Origin of the sequence: Streptomyces sp. NPDC056161 (assembly GCF_042268025.1) — a bacterium.
GTDB lineage: Bacteria > Actinomycetota > Actinomycetes > Streptomycetales > Streptomycetaceae > Streptomyces.
The window spans coordinates 81820-100727 of the sequence record NZ_JBHJUV010000019.1; the positions used below are offsets into that span (position 1 = coordinate 81820).

Here is an 18908-nt window from a genome sequence, read left to right on the forward strand (position 1 = left end):
ACCGGGCTCCCCGGAGGTAGCAAGATGTCCCACGACGGCGTCGGACCGCGCGCGATCTCACGCTCGGCCGCTTTCCTCACCGCGGGTGCCCTCGCGGTGTCCGTCCTCGCCGGCTGCAGCTCCGACGACGAGGCGAGCCGTCCGCTGGCCGGACAGGACATCGCCGCCACCGCCCGTGACCAGGTCGCCGACGGAGGCACCCTGCACTGGGCCGTGGACGCGCTGCCGGAGACCCTGAACAGCTTCCAGGCGGACGCGGACACGGGCACCAACCGGATCGCGCAGGCCGTCCTGCCGTCGATGTTCCGCATCGACGCGAACGGCAGCCCGGTGCCCAACGCCGACTACCTGGAGTCCGCCAAGGTCATCGAGACCGAGCCGCGCCAGGTCGTCCTGTACAAACTGAACCAGCAGGCCGTGTGGAGCGACGGCCGGGAGATCGGCGCCGCCGACTTCGCCGCCCAGTGGCGCGCCCTGTCCGGCAAGGACACCGCCTACTGGACCGCCCGCAACGCCGGCTACGACCGCATCGAGAAGATCGAGCGCGGCGCGAACGACCTGGAGGTCCGGGTCACCTTCAACCGTCCGTACGCCGACTGGAAGGCGCTGTTCTCCCCGCTGTACCCGAAGGACATCATGGGCACCCCGGACGCCTTCAACGACGGCGCGCGCCGGGAGCTGCCGGTCACCGCCGGGCCGTTCCGCCTCGACAAGGTCGACACCAAGGCCAAGGACATCGTCCTCAACCGCAACCCGCGCTGGTGGGGGCAGCCCGCGAAACTGTCCGAGCTGGTGCTCCGGGCGGTGCCCCGCGACCAGCGGGCCACCGCGATGGCGAACGGCACCGTCGACCTCGCCGACATCGACCCCGCGGACGTCGAGCGGATCAACCTCGCCGCCCAGGGCAGCGGCGGCTCCCCCGTCCTCGGGGCGGGCCGCACCTCCGCGAAGCAGCTGCGTTCCTGGGCCCTGGCCCACGGCCTGCCGGCCAAGGAGCTGCCCGAGGGGACGACGAAGCTCCGCGAGAAGATCACGACGTATCTGCGCGAGCAGAACGCCCTGCGTGACATCGAGGTCCGCAAGTCCCTGGAACCCGGCTACACCCAGCTCGCCCTCAACGGCTCCGGCGGTCCCCTGGCCGACGAGCGGGTCCGCCGGGCCGTGGCCCGCGCCCTCGACCGCAAGGAGCTGGCCAAGGCGGTGCTCGGCCCGCTCGGCCTGCCCGCGGAGCCGGTCGGCAGCCATCTCGCCCTCTCCGGCCAGCCCGCCTACACCGACGGCAGCGGCTCCCTGGGCACCCAGGACACCACGGAGGCGCAGGCGCTGCTCGGGGACGCCGGGTGGGTGCGCGGCGGTCCCGTCAAGGAGCAGAAGCCGGACAAGGCGGCCGGCTCGCAGGCGGAGTCCGAGGGCGGCCAGGACGGCGCCTACGTCGTCGGCGAGGACGACGACAAGGCGCCGCGCACGGACGACGGCGTGGACGGCGAGGCGGCGGCGCAGGACGACGAGGAGGGTGGCGCGGCCGACCGGCAGGACGACGGGGAGGACGCCAAGTCGCCGGTCAAGGGTGACGGGGAGGACTCCAAGGACCCCGGGGACCTCACGGAGCGGCAGGGCGCGGGGGAGACGGGCGGCGAGGGCACCAGACCCGTCGCGCAGGAGGGCGGCCGGCACACCGACAGACACCCGCCGCAGGGTGGTGCGCCCGGCGCGTACGCCCCGCGGGGCACCGCCGCCCCGGCCGCCGTGTCCGGCCCCTTCGCCAAGGACGGCAAGGCGCTCTCGCTCCGCTTCGTGGTCCCCTCGGGCGCCGGCTCGGAGTCCCTGCGGACCGTCGCGGACCGGATCGCGCAGATGCTGGACAAGGTCGGCATCGGCACGGAGATCAGCAAGGTCCCGGACGAGGGCTACTTCAAGGACCACATCGCCTCGGGTCAGTTCGACCTCGCCCTGTACTCCTGGCCGTCCTCCCCCTTCCCCGCCACCGACGCCCGCCCGATCTACGCCAAGCCGCTCCCGGCCGCCGACGGCTCGGTGAACGTCGAGCAGAACTACACCCGCGTCGGCACCGACCAGGTCGATCAACTGTTCGACCAGGCCGTCGCCACCCTCGACGAGGACGAGTCCCGCTCCCTGATCCGCAAGGCCGACTCCCGCATCTGGGCCGCGGCCGGTTCCCTCCCCCTCTACCAGCGCCCGCAGCTCACCGCCGTACGGAAGAACCTGGTCAACGCGGGATCCTTCGGTTTCCAGACACCCGTCTACGAGGACCTGGGCTTCCTGAAGAAGGGGGCGCAGGCGCCGCCGAGACCGTCCGCGAGCTGAGACGCCGGGCCTGCGGCGGACGCTTGTCGCGGCGCCACGTAACATGGGGTGAGGCCGTGGCGTGTCAAGCCCGGCAGGGCCCGCGTCACACCTACCGACGCGCAGGGCCTTCCTCACACCCCGGGAGTACGCCGCACTATGGCTGTGACCACTACGCGTCACGACATCCGCAACGTCGCCATCGTCGCCCACGTCGACCACGGCAAGACGACCATCGTCGACGCCATGCTCAAGCAGGCCGGTGCCTTCGCCGCCCATCAGCTCGAACAGGTCGACGACCGCGTCATGGACTCGAACGACCTGGAGCGTGAGAAGGGCATCACGATCCTCGCCAAGAACACGGCGGTGAAGTACCACCCCAAGGACGGCGGGGACCCGATCACCATCAACATCATCGACACCCCCGGCCACGCCGACTTCGGCGGCGAGGTCGAGCGCGGGCTGTCGATGGTCGACGGTGTCGTGCTCCTCGTGGACGCCTCCGAGGGCCCGCTGCCGCAGACCCGCTTCGTGCTGCGCAAGGCGCTCCAGGCCCGGCTGCCCGTCATCCTCTGCATCAACAAGACGGACCGTCCCGACGCCCGTATCGACGAGGTCGTCAACGAGACCTACGACCTGTTCCTCGACCTGGACGCCGACGAGGAGCAGATCGAGTTCCCGATCGTGTACGCGTGCGGTCGCGACGGCATCGCCTCGCTGACCAAGCCGGACAACGGCACCGTGCCGACCGACTCCACCAGCCTGGAGCCGTTCTTCTCCACGATCCTGGAGCACATCCCGGCCCCCGTCTACGACGAGGAAGCCCCGCTCCAGGCCCATGTCACCAACCTGGACGCCGACAACTTCCTCGGCCGGATCGCGCTGCTGAGGGTCGAGCAGGGCGAGCTGCGCAAGGGGCAGACGGTCGCCTGGATCAAGCGTGACGGCTCCATCAGCAACGTTCGCATCAGCGAGCTGATGATGACCGAGGCGCTCACCCGCAAGCCCGCCGAGAAGGCCGGGCCCGGTGACATCTGCGCCGTCGCCGGCATCCCGGACATCATGATCGGCGAGACCCTGGCCGACCCCGAGAACCCGATCGCCCTCCCGCTGATCACGGTCGACGAGCCCGCGATCTCCATGGTCATCGGCACCAACACCTCGCCGCTGGTCGGCCGCGGCGGCACCGGCAAGGGCGCCGACAACAAGGCGGCCGTCAAGGACCGCAAGGTCACCGCCCGCCAGGTCAAGGACCGCCTCGACCGCGAGCTGATCGGCAACGTCTCGCTGCGCGTCCTGGACACCGAGCGCCCGGACGCCTGGGAGGTGCAGGGCCGCGGCGAGCTGGCGCTGGCCATCCTGGTCGAGACGATGCGCCGGGAGGGCTACGAGCTGACGGTGGGCAAGCCCCGGGTCGTCACCAAGGACGTCGACGGCAAGGTCCACGAGCCGGTCGAGCGCATGACGGTCGACGTGCCCGAGGAGCACATGGGCGCGGTCACCCAGCTCATGGGCGTCCGCAAGGGCCGCATGGACAACATGTCCAACCACGGCTCGGGCTGGGTCCGCATGGAGTTCGTGGTGCCCTCGCGCGGCCTGATCGGCTTCCGTACGGAGTTCCTCACCCAGACCCGCGGCACCGGCATCGGCCACTCCATCCACGAGGGCCACGAGCCGTGGTTCGGCCCGCTCCAGACCCGCAACAACGGCTCGCTGGTCGCCGACCGGTCCGGTTCCGTCACCGCGTTCGCCATGACGAACCTCCAGGAGCGCGGCGTGCTGTTCGTGGACCCGGGCACCGAGGTGTACGAGGGCATGATCGTCGGCGAGAACTCGCGCTCCGACGACATGGACGTGAACATCACCAAGGAGAAGAAGCTCACCAACATGCGCTCGTCGACGGCCGACGTGACCGAGTCGATCGTGCCGCCGCGCAAGCTGTCGCTGGAGCAGTCGCTGGAGTTCTGCCGCGACGACGAGTGCGTCGAGGTGACCCCGGAGGCGGTTCGCATCCGCAAGGTGAACCTGGACGCCCGCGAGCGTGCCCGCGCCGCGAGCCGCGCCAAGCACGGCTGACCCGAACACGGCTGACCCGGACACGGTTGGCCGAAACCCTCCCAGGGCCCGGCCCGGGCGTTCCCCACTATGGGGACGCCCGGGTTTTTTTCAACTCCTTTTTCGGGCTCCGATGTCCGGCATGCGGAGATCCCTGCCCGATAGCCATGTAACACGTCCGTTTCGTGGCCTTCTTAGGGCAGACAGTTTGTCCAGATTTTGGAAGGTCTAGGTACGAGCCGTGACTGAATTGAGATTTAAGAACAGTGGTCCGTCCTCTTACCCATGGCAGATAGTTAGCCGCGTAGCGCTCGGGTCAATGGGTCTCGCGCTGTGGGGACAGCGCTCGACTCGCGAGCACCAGGGGGTGCCTGACCCTCCGTCAGGGGTGTCGGAGGCCAGTCGGAAACCCCCTCCTGTTGGTGAACACGTGAAGTCATAGGAGGAACACCCATGCGCGGTGTCACGAGCACCAGGTGGGTCACGTTCGCACGGTCTGTCCGTCGCAGCTCCGAGCGCCTGTCCGGCGACCACATCTGAGGCATCCTCCGATCGTTCAGTGCGGCGGTTCGACTACGCGCGTCCGGCTGCGGTTTCGCGCTTGTCGCAGTACCCCGGCTTCACTGGACACCCATATCTGTGAAACGGACGAACAGTGACAAGTCCTATCGACATTGAGGGCAGCGGGACTTCGGTCGTCGACGGCGAACCTGGGCCGAAGACCAAGTCCGGCAACGGCGAGCTCGTGGGCCGCTCTCCCGGCCAGCTGATGTGGCTCCGCTTCAGGCGGGACCGCACGGGTGTCATCACCGCCGTGGTGGTGATCGCCTACTTCGCCATCGCCCTGCTCGCGCCCCTGCTGGTGAAGCTCTCCGGCACCGACCCGTACACGCTGTACGGCCAGGACCCGACGTACGCCGACACACCCGTGCTCGACGACTTCGGACTGCCGCTCGGCTACCTCGGCGGCGTCTCCGGCAGCCACTGGTTCGGCGTCGAACCGCAGTACGGCCGCGACCTGTTCGCGATGCTGGTCTACGGCATGCGCACCTCGCTGTTCATGTCCCTCGGCATCACCGTCCTGGTGATGACCACGGGCGTGATCATCGGCCTGATCGGCGGCTACTTCGGCGGTCGCACCGACTACTGGATCGGCCGGGTCACCGACTTCTTCCTCTCCTTCCCGTCGCAGCTGTTCTTCATCGCCTTCATGCCCGTGGTGACGTCGTTCTTCGTGGACCCGCGCGAGGAGACGCCCACCTACTTCCGCGCGCTGGCCATGCTGATCGTGCTGTGGCTGCTCGGCTGGATGGGCATGGCCCGCCTCGTGCGGTCCACCGTCCTCTCGCTGCGCGAGCGGGAGTTCGTCGAGGCCGCGCGGGTCTCCGGCGCCTCTCCCTGGCGGATCGTGCGCAAGGAGATCCTGCCCAACGTCGTGACGCCCATCCTGGTGCAGTTCACGTACCAGTTGCCCAGCACCATCCTCACCATCGCCTTCCTGTCCTTCGCGGGTGTCGGCTTCGTCGAGCCCACCCCGGACTGGGGACGCCTGTTCGCCGTCGGCGCCCGGTACGCCGAGCAGGACCCGGCGTTCATGTTCTTCCCCGGCCTGGCGTTGGTGATCTTCATTCTCTGCTTCAACCTCCTCGGAGACTCCGTACGGGACGCCTTCGACCCCAAGTCCGGGCGATAGCACGTCCATTGGTGGGGGGTGACTGCCGCCCCCGCTCGGCCCGCCGGCCAGCGCCTGGCAGTACTCATGGATCACAATCGACAGGTAGGTGGATTAGCCACATGATGTCTCACAGCTCACGCACGGCACGCGCCGTCGTGGTCGCCCTGGCGGCGGGCTCCCTCGTTCTCACGGCCTGCTCCAAGAACGAGGGCGGCAAGTCCGGCACGGACTCGAAGAAGGACCAGAAGGAGGCGTCGGTCCAGTCGAAGGCGGTCACCTACGCCGACTCGGCCGCCTCGACCGGTCCCGCCGAGGAGGTGCCCGGCGCCAAGAGCGGCGGCACGATCACCGTCTACCAGGAGGCGGGCCTCTCCCACCTGGACCCGGGCCAGATCTACGTCAGCGACGCCGGCCAGGTCGCCAACCTGCTGTTCCGTCGGCTGACCCAGTTCCAGGAGGACGACAAGGGCAACGTCTCGGTCGTCGGCGACCTCGCCACCGACTCCGGCAAGTCCTCGGACGGCGGCAAGACCTGGACCTTCACCCTCAAGGACGGCGTCAAGGACGAGAAGGGCAACCCGATCACCTCGGCCGACGTCCGGCACACCGTCGAGCGCACCTACGCGAAGTTCATCTTCGACGGCCCGACCTACCTCCAGACCTGGCTGAGCGGCGCGGACTACCGCAAGGCGCTGCCCGACGGCGGCTTCGGCTCCAAGCACCTGCCGGCCTCGGTCCTGGACACCCCGGACGACAAGACGGTCGTCTTCCACTTCGACACCGCGCGCCCCGACCTGCCGCAGACGCTGGCCATGGCCGGTTACGGGATCGTGCCGGAGAAGACCGACACCAAGGAGAAGTACGACAAGGCCCCGGTCTCCACGGGCCCGTACAAGATTGCCGAGAACAAGATCGGCAAGTCCATGACGCTGGTGAAGAACACCAACTGGGACCCGAAGACGGACTCGGTGCGCCACCAGTACGTGAACGGCTTCAACATCCAGTTCGGTGTCACCGAGTCGACCCAGACCAAGCGTCTGATCGCCGACCAGGGCGACAACAAGAACGCCATCCAGCTCACCAACGGCGTCGAGGCCACCCAGATCCAGGACGTCATCGGCGCCCCGGAGGTCAACAAGCGCACGGTCAAGGGCTACCAGCCCTTCGTCATGCAGCTCAGCTTCAACCTGGACCGGGTCAAGGACAAGAAGGTCCGTGAGGCCGTCACCTACGCCGTCAACTCCAAGTCCCTCATCGCGGGCGAGGGCGGTGCCTACGGCGGTGACGTGGCCCCGAACTACTTCGCCCCGACGCTGCCGGGCTACGAGCCGGCCTACGACCCCTACGGCCGGCTGAAGACCCCGCAGGGCAACATCGCCAAGGCCGAGGAGATCCTGAAGGACGTCCCGGACTCGGAGAAGACCCTCGTCTTCGCCTACGCCAACAGCGAGGCCGGGCAGAAGCGCAAGGTGGCGATAGAGGACGCCCTGACCAAGGTCGGCCTGAAGATCGTCTCCAAGGAGGTCGACTCCGCCAGCTACTACGAGCAGATCGGCAAGCTCGACAACCCGTACGACATGTACATCTCCGGCTGGGGCCAGGACTGGCCGTCCCCCGGCACGGTCGTCACGCCGATCTTCGACGGCACCCAGGTCACCGACGGCAGCCCGAACTACTCGCACGTCAAGGACCCGAAGGTCGACGCCCTCATCAAGAAGGCGCTGACCCAGGAGCCCACCGAGGCGGCGGCGACCTGGAAGGAAGCCGAGCACTACCTGCTGGAGAACGTCATCCCGGCGGCTCCGCTGTGGTACACGAAGCAGTTCCAGCTGTCCGGCTCCAACGTCGGCGGTGCGCGGTACGGCTCGGTGTCGAGCCTCCTCGACATCAACCGCGTGTACCTGAAGTCGTAACGCTCCCCGGTCGGTCGCGGGGGCCCGCACCAGGCGGAGCGGGCCCCCGCCCCGGGGTGAAACACCTCTTCCCACTGTCACCGCAGAGAGCAGTCAGCCCGCCATGCTTCAGTTCATCCTCCGGCGCGCGGTCGGTGCCGTCGTCACGCTGTTCCTCATCGGAGCGGCCACGTTCTTCCTGTTCGTCGCCGCGCCCTCCGACTACGCCTCCCTGGCCTGCGGCAAGGACTGCTCGCCCCAGCGACTGGCGGACATCCGGGACGCGCTGGGCCTCAACCTGCCGTTGGCCCAGCAGTTCTGGGACTTCATGTCCGGCATTGTGACGGGTCGCGACTACCCCACCGGCCACTGTTCGGCGCCCTGCCTGGGCGTGTCGTTCTACTCGGGCGACATGGTCTGGAGCACGATCATGGACCGCTTCCCGCTGACCCTGACGCTGACCGTCGGCGGAGCGATCGTCTTCCTCGTCGTCGGTGTCGGCGCGGGCATGCTCGCCGCCTACCGGCGGGCCACTCTCGTGGACAAGATCGCCACGGGCGCCTCCATGGTGCTCAGCTCCTTCCAGATCTACTTCCTCGGCCCGATCGTCCTGACCGTCCTCGTCTACAGCACGGGCTGGATGGAAGACCCCAAGTACGTACCGATCACCCAGGATCCGGTCGGCTGGTTCGTCGGCATGTCCATCCCGGTGTGCGTGATGGCGACCATCTTCACCGCGCAGTACACCCGTATGGCCCGCTCGTCGATGATCGAGCAGCTCGCCGAGGACCACGTCCGCACCGCTCGGGCCAAGGGCATGTCGAACAAGTACGTCTTCTTCCGCTACGCCTGGCGCGGCTCGATGATCCCGATCGTGACCGTCCTCGGCATCGACGTCAGCTCCATGCTCGGCGGCGCCGTGGTCACCGAACTGACCTTCTCGCTCCAGGGCATCGGCCAGCTCGCGGTGGAGGGCGCGACCACCAAGGACCTGCCGCTCACGATGGGCGTCATGCTGTTCGGTGCCTTCTTCATCCTGATGATCAACATCTTCACCGACATCGCCTACGCCTTCATCGACCCGCGCGTCCGGCTCTCCTAGGAAGAACCCACCACCGTGAGCACACTGACCAAGACCGAGGGCGCACCGGTCCCGGCATCGGAGGAGACCTTCCTCTCGGTCCGCGATCTACAGGTGACGTTCTCCACCGAGGACGGTCCCGTGAAGGCGGTCGACGGCCTCTCCTTCGACGTCCAGCGCGGTCGGACCCTGGGCATCGTCGGTGAGTCCGGCTCGGGCAAGTCGGTCACCAACCTGACCGTCCTCGGCCTGCACAACCCGCTGAGCACCACCATCGACGGCGAGATCCTGCTGGACGGCAAGGAGCTGATCACCGCCTCGCAGAAGGAACTGGAGAAGCTCCGCGGCAACCGGATGGCGATGATCTTCCAGGATCCGCTGACCGCGCTGTCGCCGTTCTACACCGTGGGCCGGCAGATCGCCGAACCGTTCATGAAGCACACCGGCGCGTCGAAGAGGGCCGCGTGGGAGCGTGCGGTGGAGATGCTGGCCAAGGTCGGCATCCCCAACCCCAAGGAGCGGGCGAAGGACTACCCGCACCAGTTCTCCGGCGGTATGCGGCAGCGCGCGATGATCGCGATGGCGCTGGTCTGCGACCCCGACCTGCTCATCGCCGACGAGCCGACCACCGCGCTCGACGTGACGGTCCAGGCGCAGATCCTCGACCTGCTCAAGGACCTCCAGCAGGAGTTCGGTTCCGCGATCGTCTTCATCACCCACGACCTCGGTGTCATCGCCGACATGGCCGACGACATCATGGTGATGTACGCGGGCCGGGCGGTGGAGCGCGGCACCGTCGACGACGTGCTCCGCGCGCCGCAGCACCCGTACACCTGGGGCCTGCTGAACTCGATGCCGCGCCTCGACTCGGACATCGACACGCCGCTCACGCCGATCCCCGGCTCGCCCCCGTCGCTGCTGACCCCGCCGTCCGGCTGCCGCTTCCACCCCCGGTGCACCTTCCAGGACCGGGTCGGCGGCACCCGCTGCGTCGACGAGAACCCGCCGCTGGGACCGGACCGCGCCGCCGCCTGCCATCTGACGGCGGAGCAGAAGCGGACCATCTTCATCGAAGAGATCAAGCCCCGTCTGGGCTAGGAGGACATCGTCATGACAGAGGACCTCGTCCTTCCCGCCCCTCGCGAGGGCGCCGCGGCCCCGGCGGGGGAGCCGCTGCTGACCGTGGCGGGACTGAAGAAGTACTTCCCGGTCAAGGGTGGTTTCCCGATCCGCCGGACGGTCGGGCACGTCCAGGCCGTCGACGGCCTCGACTTCCAGGTCGCCGAGGGCGAGAGCCTGGGCCTGGTCGGCGAGTCCGGCTGCGGCAAGTCGACCACCGGCCGCCTCATCACCCGGCTCCTGGAGCCGACCGCCGGCACGATCTCCTACCGCGGCCAGGACATCACCCACGCCGGCCGCAGGCAGCTCGCACCCGTACGCTCCGAGATCCAGATGATCTTCCAGGACCCGTACTCCTCGCTCAACCCGAGGCAGACGGTCGGCACGATCATCTCCGGGCCGATGGAGATCAACGGGATCAACCCGCCCGGTGGCCGGGAGAAGCGCGTCCGGGAACTCCTGGAGATCGTCGGTCTCAACCCGGAGCACTTCAACCGGTTCCCGCACGAGTTCTCCGGCGGCCAGCGCCAGCGCATCGGTGTCGCCCGCGCGCTCGCCCTGGAACCGAAGCTGATCGTCGCCGACGAACCGGTCTCCGCCCTGGACGTCTCCATCCAGGCCCAGGTCGTCAACCTGCTGCGGCAGGTGCAGCAGGAACTCGGCATCGCCTTCCTGTTCATCGCCCACGACCTGGCGGTGGTACGGCACTTCTCGCAGCGCGTGGCGGTCATGTACCTCGGCAAGATCATCGAGGTCGGCGACCGCGACGACATCTACTCCCGCCCCCGCCACCCCTACACCCACGCCCTCCTCTCGGCCGTCCCCGAGGTGAACCTCACGGAGACCGAGACCGCCGGGCGCGAGCGGATCCGGCTGGCCGGCGACGTACCGTCCCCGATCAACCCGCCCTCCGGCTGCCGCTTCCGCACCCGCTGCTGGAAGGCGACGGAGAAGTGCGCCACCGAGGAGCCACCGCTGCTCCAGCTCTCCGGCAACCGGGCCGGCCACCTGACGGCCTGCCACTTCCCGGAGGACCCGACGATCGAGGCCCGGGAGGAGGACATCGTCCTGGACCCGGCACTGGCGGCCCTGGAGGACAAGGACGACCCGAACCCCGCGTAGCGCACCGACACACGGACGGGAACAGGCGCAGCTCCCCGAGCACTTCAAGGGGCGCGGGGAACTGCGCGACCGGCCCCGACGTTCCTGCACGGGAAGTCCGCCCGGTTGGGGCGAGTGCAGCGGAGCGCAGCCGTTCGATCCGGCCCGACTGAAACGCCCCTTTGAAGGGGCGCGGGGAACTGCGCGATCGGCCCCGACGCTCCCGCACGGGAAAACCGACCCGTTACCGCACACCCAGCGGAGCGGAAATCGTGATGATCTCCGGGCCACCGGCCCCCACCGGCCCCCGCCCCCAGTCCCCGTACTGCTCCACCACTTCCAGCCCCGCCTCCGCGAGGAACCCGCCCAGCCGTTCGTTGTCCAGGAACCGCAACGTGCCCCGGCTGACCCGGGTCAGGGCCGGGGCCCGGTCCCGGCCCCCGCTCCCACCCTCGAAGGTCTCCGTGAAGGCGACCCGGTCCCCACCGGGACCGCCCCGCACCTCGCGCACCTCGCGCCACACCCGTACGGCCGTACCGTCGGGCCCGGTGACCTCGCGCACCCGGTCGGGGCCCCAGGTCTCCCACGCACGCGCAGCGGGATCACGTGTCTCGAAGACGAACCGCCCGCCCTCGGCGAGCGCCGCCCGGACGGCCCGCAGACCGGCCCGCAGCTCCTCGTCCCCGACGAGCGTCTGGAAGGTGTACCCGGCCATCACGACCAGCTCGAACTCGCCGTCCCACAGCCGGGTCAGCAGATCGCCGAGCGCCCATTCCCCGTCGGGGGCGGCCCGTCGCGCCTGTACCAGCATCGCCGCGGCGGGGTCGAGCCCCAGCAGCCGACCCCGGTGACCCCGCGCGCGGGCCCGGCGCAGCAACCGCCCGGTCCCGCAGCCGACGTCGAGCACAGAGCCCGCGGCCATCACCAGGTCCAGGTAGAAGTCGTCCCCGGGCCCCCACGGGTTGAGTCCGTCGTACAGCGCGGCGAGCGAGAGATCGGCGAACGAATGATCGACCACCGGCGCAGTGTGCCACACCTGACTGAGCCGCACCCAGGGGACCCGTACGCATTTTGTTCATTGCTGAACCACGAGTGGCGGCGGGGCGGCGCGTGGCCGCCCCCCAACCACCACTACCTGTACCGAGCCCCAAGCCGTACCGAGCCGTTACGGGAAAACGATCCTCCTACGGCAAAGGCCCGCGCCGGGGGAGGCGCGGGCCTTCGTCCCCTGGAAGCGGACGCTCATGGGCTCGGGTCAATGGGCCGGTGAATGTCCGTTCCGCGGGAGACGGCTGACGAAAAGGGGTGTGTCAGGCCGCTTCCCGGGGGTTCTTGGCGTGGCGCGGAGCCGGAACGGTCTCCTGCGCCTCAGGGTAGTGGCACGCGGTCAGGTGACCGGGCCTGTTGCCCTCGACCTGGACCAGCGGCGGGGCTTCGGTGGCGCACTTCTCCGTCGCCTTCCAGCAGCGGGTGCGGAAGCGGCAGCCGGAGGGCGGGTTGATCGGGGACGGTACGTCGCCGACGAGCCGGATGCGCTCACGGGCCGGCCCCTCGTCGTCCACCGTGGCCTCGGGGACCGCGGACAGCAGGGCCCGGGTGTAGGGGTGGCGCGGGTTGTCGTACAGGTCGGCGCGGTCGGCGATCTCCACGATCTTGCCGAGGTACATCACGGCCACGCGCTGCGAGAAGTGCCGCACGATCGCCAGGTCGTGGGCGATGAACAGGAAGGCGATGCCGAGTTCCTGCTGGACCTGCTGGAGCAGGTTGACGACCTGGGCCTGGATGGAGACGTCCAGGGCGGAGACCGGTTCGTCGGCGACGATCAGTTTCGGTTCCAGGGCGAGCGCGCGGGCGACACCGATGCGCTGGCGCTGGCCGCCGGAGAACTCGTGCGGGAACCGGTTGAAGTGCTCCGGGTTGAGACCGACGATCTCCAGGAGTTCCCGGACGCGCTTCTCCCGGCCACCGGGCGGGTTGATCCCGTTGATCTCCATCGGCCCGGAGATGATCTTTCCGACGGTCTGGCGCGGGTTCAGGGACGCGTACGGGTCCTGGAAGATCATCTGGATCTCGGAGCGTACCGGGGCCAGCTGCCTGCGGCCGGCGTGGGTGATGTCCTGGCCGCGGTAGGAGATCGTGCCGGCGGTCGGTTCCAGGAGCCGGGTGATGAGGCGGCCGGTGGTCGACTTGCCGCAGCCGGACTCGCCGACCAGGCCCAGGCTCTCGCCCTCGGCGACCTGGAAGTCGAGGCCGTCGACGGCCTGGACGTGCCCGACCGTCCGGCGGATCGGGAAACCACCCTTGACCGGGAAGTGCTTGGTCAGCCCGGTGACGTTCAGGAGGGGGCTGGTGTTGCTCATGATCGTGAAGTCCCGTCTCGTGTCCGTCAGTGGTGCCGGGATGCGGCGAGGTCGGCGAAGAGGTCGGCGCGCTGCTCCAACGTGAGGTGGCAGGCCGAGCCCCGGCCGTCGACCAGTTCGAGCTGCGGCCGCTCGCTGGAGCACCGTCCGCCGGCGACCTTGTCCGCGAAGGCGCAGCGCGGGTGGAACCGGCAGCCGGTGGGCGGGTTCAGCAGCGAGGGCGGCGAGCCGGGGATCGGCGTGAGCGGAACGTCGACGGCGCCGTCGAGGCTCGGCATGGAGTTCAGCAGACCGAGGGTGTAGGGGTGCTGCGGGGCGCCCAGCACCTCGCGCTTCGAGCCCCGCTCCACGCACCGGCCGCCGTACATCACCAGGACGTCGTCCGCGATGTCGGCGATGACACCGAGGTCGTGGGTGATGAAGATGATCGCGGTGCCGAACTCCTGCTGGAGGTCCTTCAGCAGGTCCATGATCTGTGCCTGCACGGTCACGTCCAGGGCCGTCGTCGGCTCGTCGGCGATCAGCAGCTCGGGGTCGCAGACCAGCGCCATCGCGATCATCGCGCGCTGGCGCATACCGCCGGAGAACTGGTGCGGGTAGTCGTCGACCCGCACGTCCGGCTGCGGGATCCCGACCCGGCGCAGCATCTCGACGGCGCGCGCCCGAGCCTCCTTCTTGGAGGCGCCGGTGTGCTTGCTGTACACCTCGCCGATCTGGGTGCCCACGGTGTGGAACGGCGACAGCGAGGCAAGGGCGTCCTGGAAGATCATGGACATCTTGTTGCCGCGCAGCCGCTCCAGCTCGCGCTCACGGGCGGTCAGCAGTTCCTTGCCGTCGAGCAGGATCTCGCCGCTGATCGTGGTGTGTTCGCGGTTGTGCAGGCCGAGGATGGTCAGGTTGGTGACCGACTTGCCGGAACCCGATTCGCCGACGATGCCGAGAGTCCGGCCCTTGGCGAGGTCGAAGCTGAGCCCGTCGACGGCCTTGACGATGCCGTCCTCGGTGGAGAAGTGGACCTTCAGGTCCTTGACGGAGAGGAACGGCTGCTGATCGGTGCTCGTCACGGGGGACGCTCCTGGGGGGTGATGCGGGGGTCGCCGGGTAGGCGGTGAGAGGGACGGGACCGGGGCGGAGGTCAGGCGAGCCGGATCCGCGGGTCGATGAAGGCGTAGACGGCGTCGACGATGATGTTGAAGAACACGATCGCCCCGGCCGCCAGCACGGTGACGCCGAGCAGCATGGGCAGGTCGCTCTTGTCCACGGAGTCCACCGCGAGCCGGCCGACGCCCTGGAGGCTGAAGGTGTTCTCGGTGATGATCGCGCCGCCGATGAGGGTGGCCATGTCGATGCCGAAGATGGTGACGATCGGACCCATCGCGCCGCGCCAGGCGAACCGGAAGAAGACGCTGCGCCGGGACAGGCCCTTGGCGCGGGCCGTGCGGACGTAGTCCTCGGTGAGCGTCTCGACCAGCTGGGACCGGGTCATACGGGTGTAGTTGGCGGTCCAGATCAGCGCCAGCACCAGCCAGGGGAGCAGCAGGCCCCAGGCCCAGGAGGCCGGGTTCTGGGTGAGCGGGGTGTACGACGGGTTGTCCAGCCAGCCGAGCTTCGCGACCAAGAGGTACATCGCGAGGTAGCCGACGAAGTAGATCTGCAGCGAGGAGGCGACCAGCGACGCCGAGCTGGCGGCCTTGTCCTGCCACTTGCCCTGCTTGACGGCGGCCAGCATGCCCGCGCCGATGCCGAGGACGAGGAAGACGACGGCGGAGCCGAAGGCGAGCGAGAGGGTCAGCGGCAGCCGGTCCATGATCGTGCCGAGGACGGGCTCGCGGTTGGCGAACGAGTAGCCGAGGCAGGGCGCGTCGCAGTGCCCGAAGCCCGTGTACTCACGCCCGACGAAGATGCCCTTGAGCCAGTCCCAGTACTGCACCGGGATCGGGTGGTCGATGCCCAGGTTGTGCCGGATCTGCGCGAGCATGTCGGGCGTGCAGTTCTTGCCGCAGGACATCTGGGCGGGGTCACGTGGCACGGCGTAGAAAAGCCAGAACGTGACGGCGCTGATGATCAACAGGATGACCAGCGCGCCGAACACGCGGCGTACGAGGAAGCGGAACATGGGGCGTGACTTTCCGGACGGGGCGCCGTCGCCGGGGCTAGGGGGGTGGGCCGCAGGGGGCGGCCGGACAGTCGGCCGCCCCCGTGGAAGGTGCTCGCTTACTTAGCCACGTAGAGCTTGCAGAGCGCGATGCAGGTGCTGCCGGCGTCGTAGATGACGTTGCCGATCTTCGATCCGTACATCCAGTTGCGGATGGCGTGGTAGTCGGGAACCGTCGCCGCCAGCTCCATGATCTGCCGGTCGACGGCGCCCCAGGCCTTGTTGGCGGCCGTGGCGTCGCTGATCTTGGCCGCCGCGTCGATCGCCTTGTTCACGCTCGGGTCGTTGAGCTGGGCGTAGTTGCTGCGGCCGTCGCCGACGTTCTTGCCGCTCCAGCAGGGGAAGAAGACCGAGTAGCCGTTCGGCCAGTCCGGGCTCCAGCCGGCCGCCATCAGGTCGAAGCCGTTGTCGATCTTGCCGATCTGGGTGTAGAAGGTCGACTTGTCGATCTGCTGGTTGACGACCTGGAAGCCGGCCGCCTCCAGCGCGTTCTTGATCGCGACGGCCTGCTTCACCGAGTTGTCGGACTGCTGGTAGGCGATGACCAGCTTCTGGCCGACCTTGCCGGCCTCCTTCAGCAGGGCCTTGGCCTTGGCCGGGTCGCCGGCGGGCTTCGTGTCGGCCTCGTAGAGGTCGAAGTTCGAGTAGCCGGGAGTGACCGGGCTGAGGATCGTGCTGGCGATCTCCGACGTGGCCCGGCCGCCGCGGATGGTCTGCAACTGCTGGTGCGGCCAGGCGTAGTTGATGGCCTGGCGGACCTTGACGTCGGTGATCCGGGTCGTGTTGATCGGCCAGTAGTAGGTGACCGGGTCGACCTGGGTGAGGACGCGCTTCTTCAGGGTCGCGTTGGTGAGGACCTGCGCGGTGCGCTCGGGCGCGACCTCGTTGAAGATCGAAATCGCGTACTGGTCATTGCCCTTGTCGGCGACGTACCGGTCGGTGGAGGCGATGTTCTGGAACCCGAACTGGAAGAGGAACTTGTCCGGGTAGGCGTTGCGGATCGGGTCGGTCTTCGGGTCCCAGTGCTCGTTGCGCACGTAGGTCATCGACTTGCCGACGCTGCGGCTCTCGATCCGGTACGGGCCGCAGGAGAACGGCTGCTTGTCGTACTTCTCCTGGGTGTCCTGCTTCTTCGGCACCAGGGAGTAGCCGCGCATCGCCAGCGTGTAGTTGAAGTCGGCGCGGGCCTCGTTGAGGTGGAAGGTGATGGTCTTGCCGGAGACCTCGATCGAGCTGAGGGTCTTGCCGCTGTAGGGGCCCTTGTACTTGTCGCCGCCGACCAGCCACTGCTGCACGTAGCGCGGACCCTCGGTGATGAAGCTGGCGAACAGCCGCTCGAAGGTGTGGCGGACGTCGTCCATGGAGAGGTCGGAACCGTCCTCCCACTTGATGCCGTCCTTGATGGTGAACGACCAGGTCTTGCCGCCGTTCTTCATCGTGCCGGGGTCGGTCGCGGCGTCGCCGACGAGCGTGCAGCCGCCCTTCTCGTCGATCTTGTAGCCGGTGAGACCGCGCATGATCGGGACGGTGATGGCGCCCTCGGTCGAGACGTAGATCTGGGCCGGGTCCAGGTGGTCCATGTCGAACTGGTCGAGCCCGTAGACCGTCCCGCCCTTGACCGCGCCCGTGACCTCCGGCGCCGGGCCGACGGAGTCGGCCTTGGTGCCGACCGGGATGTTCTGGGTCTTGGCCTTGGCGACCGACGGGACGTCGTTCGACGAGCCGCTTCCGGAATCGCTGCTGCCACAGGCGCTCAGCACGGTGGTGGACGCCGTGACCACACCGGTGGCGATCAGGAAGTTTCTGCGGGAAAAGGACATGCTGAGCCTGCCTATACGGATCAGATCTGGATGGACGGCAGCCGGACGTCGTTGGGCCGGGCCGGGGGCGTGGGGGGGGCGCTACCGCCTGGACTTCGGGTCGAGCGCGTCGCGAATCGAGTCACCGAACAGGTTGAAGGCGACGACGAAGATCACCATGGACAGGCCCGGGAAGAGCATGTACGTGAAGTCCTCGTTGTAGAACTGGGCACCACGCTGGATCATCACGCCCCAGTCCGGGGTGGGGTCGATGATGCCGACGCCGAGGAACGCGAGGCCCGCTTCCGTGGTCACGAGGGTCGGGACCAGCAGCGTCGCCTGGATGATGATCGGCGTCCACAGGTTGGGCAGCAGTTCCTTGAACACGATGCGCATCGGCGACGCGCCCGTGATCTTGGCCGCTTCCACGAACTCCCGCTCGCGCATGGCGAGGACCTGTCCGCGCAGCAGACGGGCGATGGTGGCCCAGCCGAAGGCGGAGAGGACCACGATCAGCGCGACCACGCGCAGCCAGGTCGGGATGTTCTCGTCGGGGGCGACGAAGAGGCCGTAGACGACCGGCATGAACGCGATGAAGAACAGGGTCGACGGGAACGACAGGAGGATGTCGATGATCCGTCCGACGAAATAGTCCGTCTTGCCGCCCAGATAGCCCGCGGTGATGCCGACGATGACGCCGACCACCATGGTGAGCAGGGCGGTGGCGATGGCGATGCCCAGTGACGTGCGGATGCCGTAGAGCAGGAAGGTGAAGACGTCCCGGCCGAGCTGGGGCTCGATGCCGAACCAGAACGACGAGCTCATGCCACCGTTGGGCCCTGCGGGGTAGGAGAAGGCATCGAGCAGGTTCGGATCCTGGCTGGCGTAGGTCGTGTACGGGTTCTTCCCGTACAGCTTCGCGATGAGCGGTGCCGCTACCGCGATCACGAAGAAGAAGATCACGACACATGCCGATATAACGCCCGTGCGGTCACGCTTGAAGCGTCTCCAGGCCAGCTGTCCCGGAGATCGGCTCTCGTTGCCCTGAGGGGTGGAGGGCGAGGCCGACCGTTCGGCGGTCTCGTCGGTCACCTCTAGCGGGACAGCCGAAGATGGAGTTGGGGGGGTCATGGTGCTCCTGGCCCAGGGGAGGTTCTGATGACTCCGCAGGGCACGCTCCCCTACGGGCTACGCCGGACTTTTTCAACGCAATTCGCGCAAGGTCAATAAAATCCCGGGCGCCTTGGCTTTCTCTTTACCTTTTTTGCTTGGGCTTGACCTTTCCTTAGCTACGCGGGTAGCACCCCGTAATCAATCCGTGCTTCACATCGGACCAACAGGGCGAAACGGGCAACGAGTTCGATATG

At 68.3% G+C, this 18908-nt stretch carries 13 protein-coding genes; 7 read left to right on the top strand and 6 right to left on the bottom strand.

Going from position 1 to position 18908, the window contains the following annotated elements; translation table 11 throughout:
- Positions 1-24: 24 nt before the first annotated feature.
- The 7 genes from ACFC09_RS19430 to ACFC09_RS19460 all read left to right on the top strand — a co-directional run bounded on the left by ACFC09_RS19430 (position 25) and on the right by ACFC09_RS19460 (position 11248).
- A complete protein-coding gene (locus tag ACFC09_RS19430) occupies positions 25-2325 on the top strand; it encodes an ABC transporter substrate-binding protein (RefSeq protein ID WP_376529703.1) in 2301 nt (766 codons plus the stop codon).
- Positions 2326-2463: 138 nt separating this feature from the next.
- The gene (gene typA / locus ACFC09_RS19435) at positions 2464-4380 is read left to right on the top strand and encodes a translational GTPase TypA (RefSeq protein WP_376529705.1); all 1917 of its coding nucleotides are present in this window, start codon (positions 2464-2466) and stop codon (positions 4378-4380) included.
- Between the two features lie 634 nt (positions 4381-5014).
- On the top strand, positions 5015-6052 hold the full coding sequence (locus ACFC09_RS19440) for an ABC transporter permease (RefSeq protein ID WP_376529707.1): 1038 nt from the start codon (positions 5015-5017) through the stop codon (positions 6050-6052).
- Between the two features lie 101 nt (positions 6053-6153).
- Complete coding sequence (locus tag ACFC09_RS19445) at positions 6154-7947, top strand: ABC transporter substrate-binding protein (RefSeq protein WP_376529709.1); 1794 nt, start codon at positions 6154-6156, stop codon at positions 7945-7947.
- A 103-nt stretch (positions 7948-8050) separates the two neighbouring features.
- Complete coding sequence (locus ACFC09_RS19450) at positions 8051-9028, top strand: ABC transporter permease (RefSeq protein WP_376529711.1); 978 nt, start codon at positions 8051-8053, stop codon at positions 9026-9028.
- A 15-nt stretch (positions 9029-9043) separates the two neighbouring features.
- The gene (locus tag ACFC09_RS19455) at positions 9044-10105 is read left to right on the top strand and encodes an ABC transporter ATP-binding protein (RefSeq protein ID WP_376529714.1); all 1062 of its coding nucleotides are present in this window, start codon (positions 9044-9046) and stop codon (positions 10103-10105) included.
- A gap of 12 nt (positions 10106-10117) precedes the next feature.
- Positions 10118-11248 carry an ABC transporter ATP-binding protein gene (locus ACFC09_RS19460; RefSeq protein ID WP_376529716.1) on the top strand — a complete coding sequence of 377 codons (1131 nt, stop codon included), beginning with the start codon at positions 10118-10120 and terminating at the stop codon, positions 11246-11248.
- Positions 11249-11471: 223 nt separating this feature from the next.
- Here the strand turns inward: ACFC09_RS19460 and ACFC09_RS19465 are convergent, their stop codons facing one another.
- The 6 genes from ACFC09_RS19465 to ACFC09_RS19490 form a co-directional block, all read right to left on the bottom strand.
- Positions 11472-12245 (bottom strand): class I SAM-dependent methyltransferase, encoded by a 774-nt coding sequence (locus ACFC09_RS19465; protein ID WP_376529719.1) that lies wholly within the window; start codon positions 12243-12245, stop codon positions 11472-11474.
- Between the two features lie 292 nt (positions 12246-12537).
- Positions 12538-13587: an ABC transporter ATP-binding protein gene (locus ACFC09_RS19470; RefSeq protein ID WP_376529722.1), complete on the bottom strand. Its 1050-nt coding sequence runs from the start codon at positions 13585-13587 to the stop codon at positions 12538-12540.
- Positions 13588-13613: 26 nt separating this feature from the next.
- On the bottom strand, positions 13614-14651 hold the full coding sequence (locus ACFC09_RS19475) for an ABC transporter ATP-binding protein (protein WP_376529725.1): 1038 nt from the start codon (positions 14649-14651) through the stop codon (positions 13614-13616).
- A gap of 71 nt (positions 14652-14722) precedes the next feature.
- Positions 14723-15703: an ABC transporter permease gene (locus tag ACFC09_RS19480; RefSeq protein WP_376529728.1), complete on the bottom strand. Its 981-nt coding sequence runs from the start codon at positions 15701-15703 to the stop codon at positions 14723-14725.
- 98 nt (positions 15704-15801) lie between these two features.
- Positions 15802-17562: an ABC transporter substrate-binding protein gene (locus tag ACFC09_RS19485; RefSeq protein WP_376529730.1), complete on the bottom strand. Its 1761-nt coding sequence runs from the start codon at positions 17560-17562 to the stop codon at positions 15802-15804.
- Positions 17563-17643: 81 nt separating this feature from the next.
- Positions 17644-18672, bottom strand: a complete 1029-nt coding sequence (locus tag ACFC09_RS19490; protein ID WP_376529732.1) for an ABC transporter permease — start codon at positions 18670-18672, stop codon at positions 17644-17646.
- Between the last annotated feature and the right edge of the window lie 236 nt (positions 18673-18908).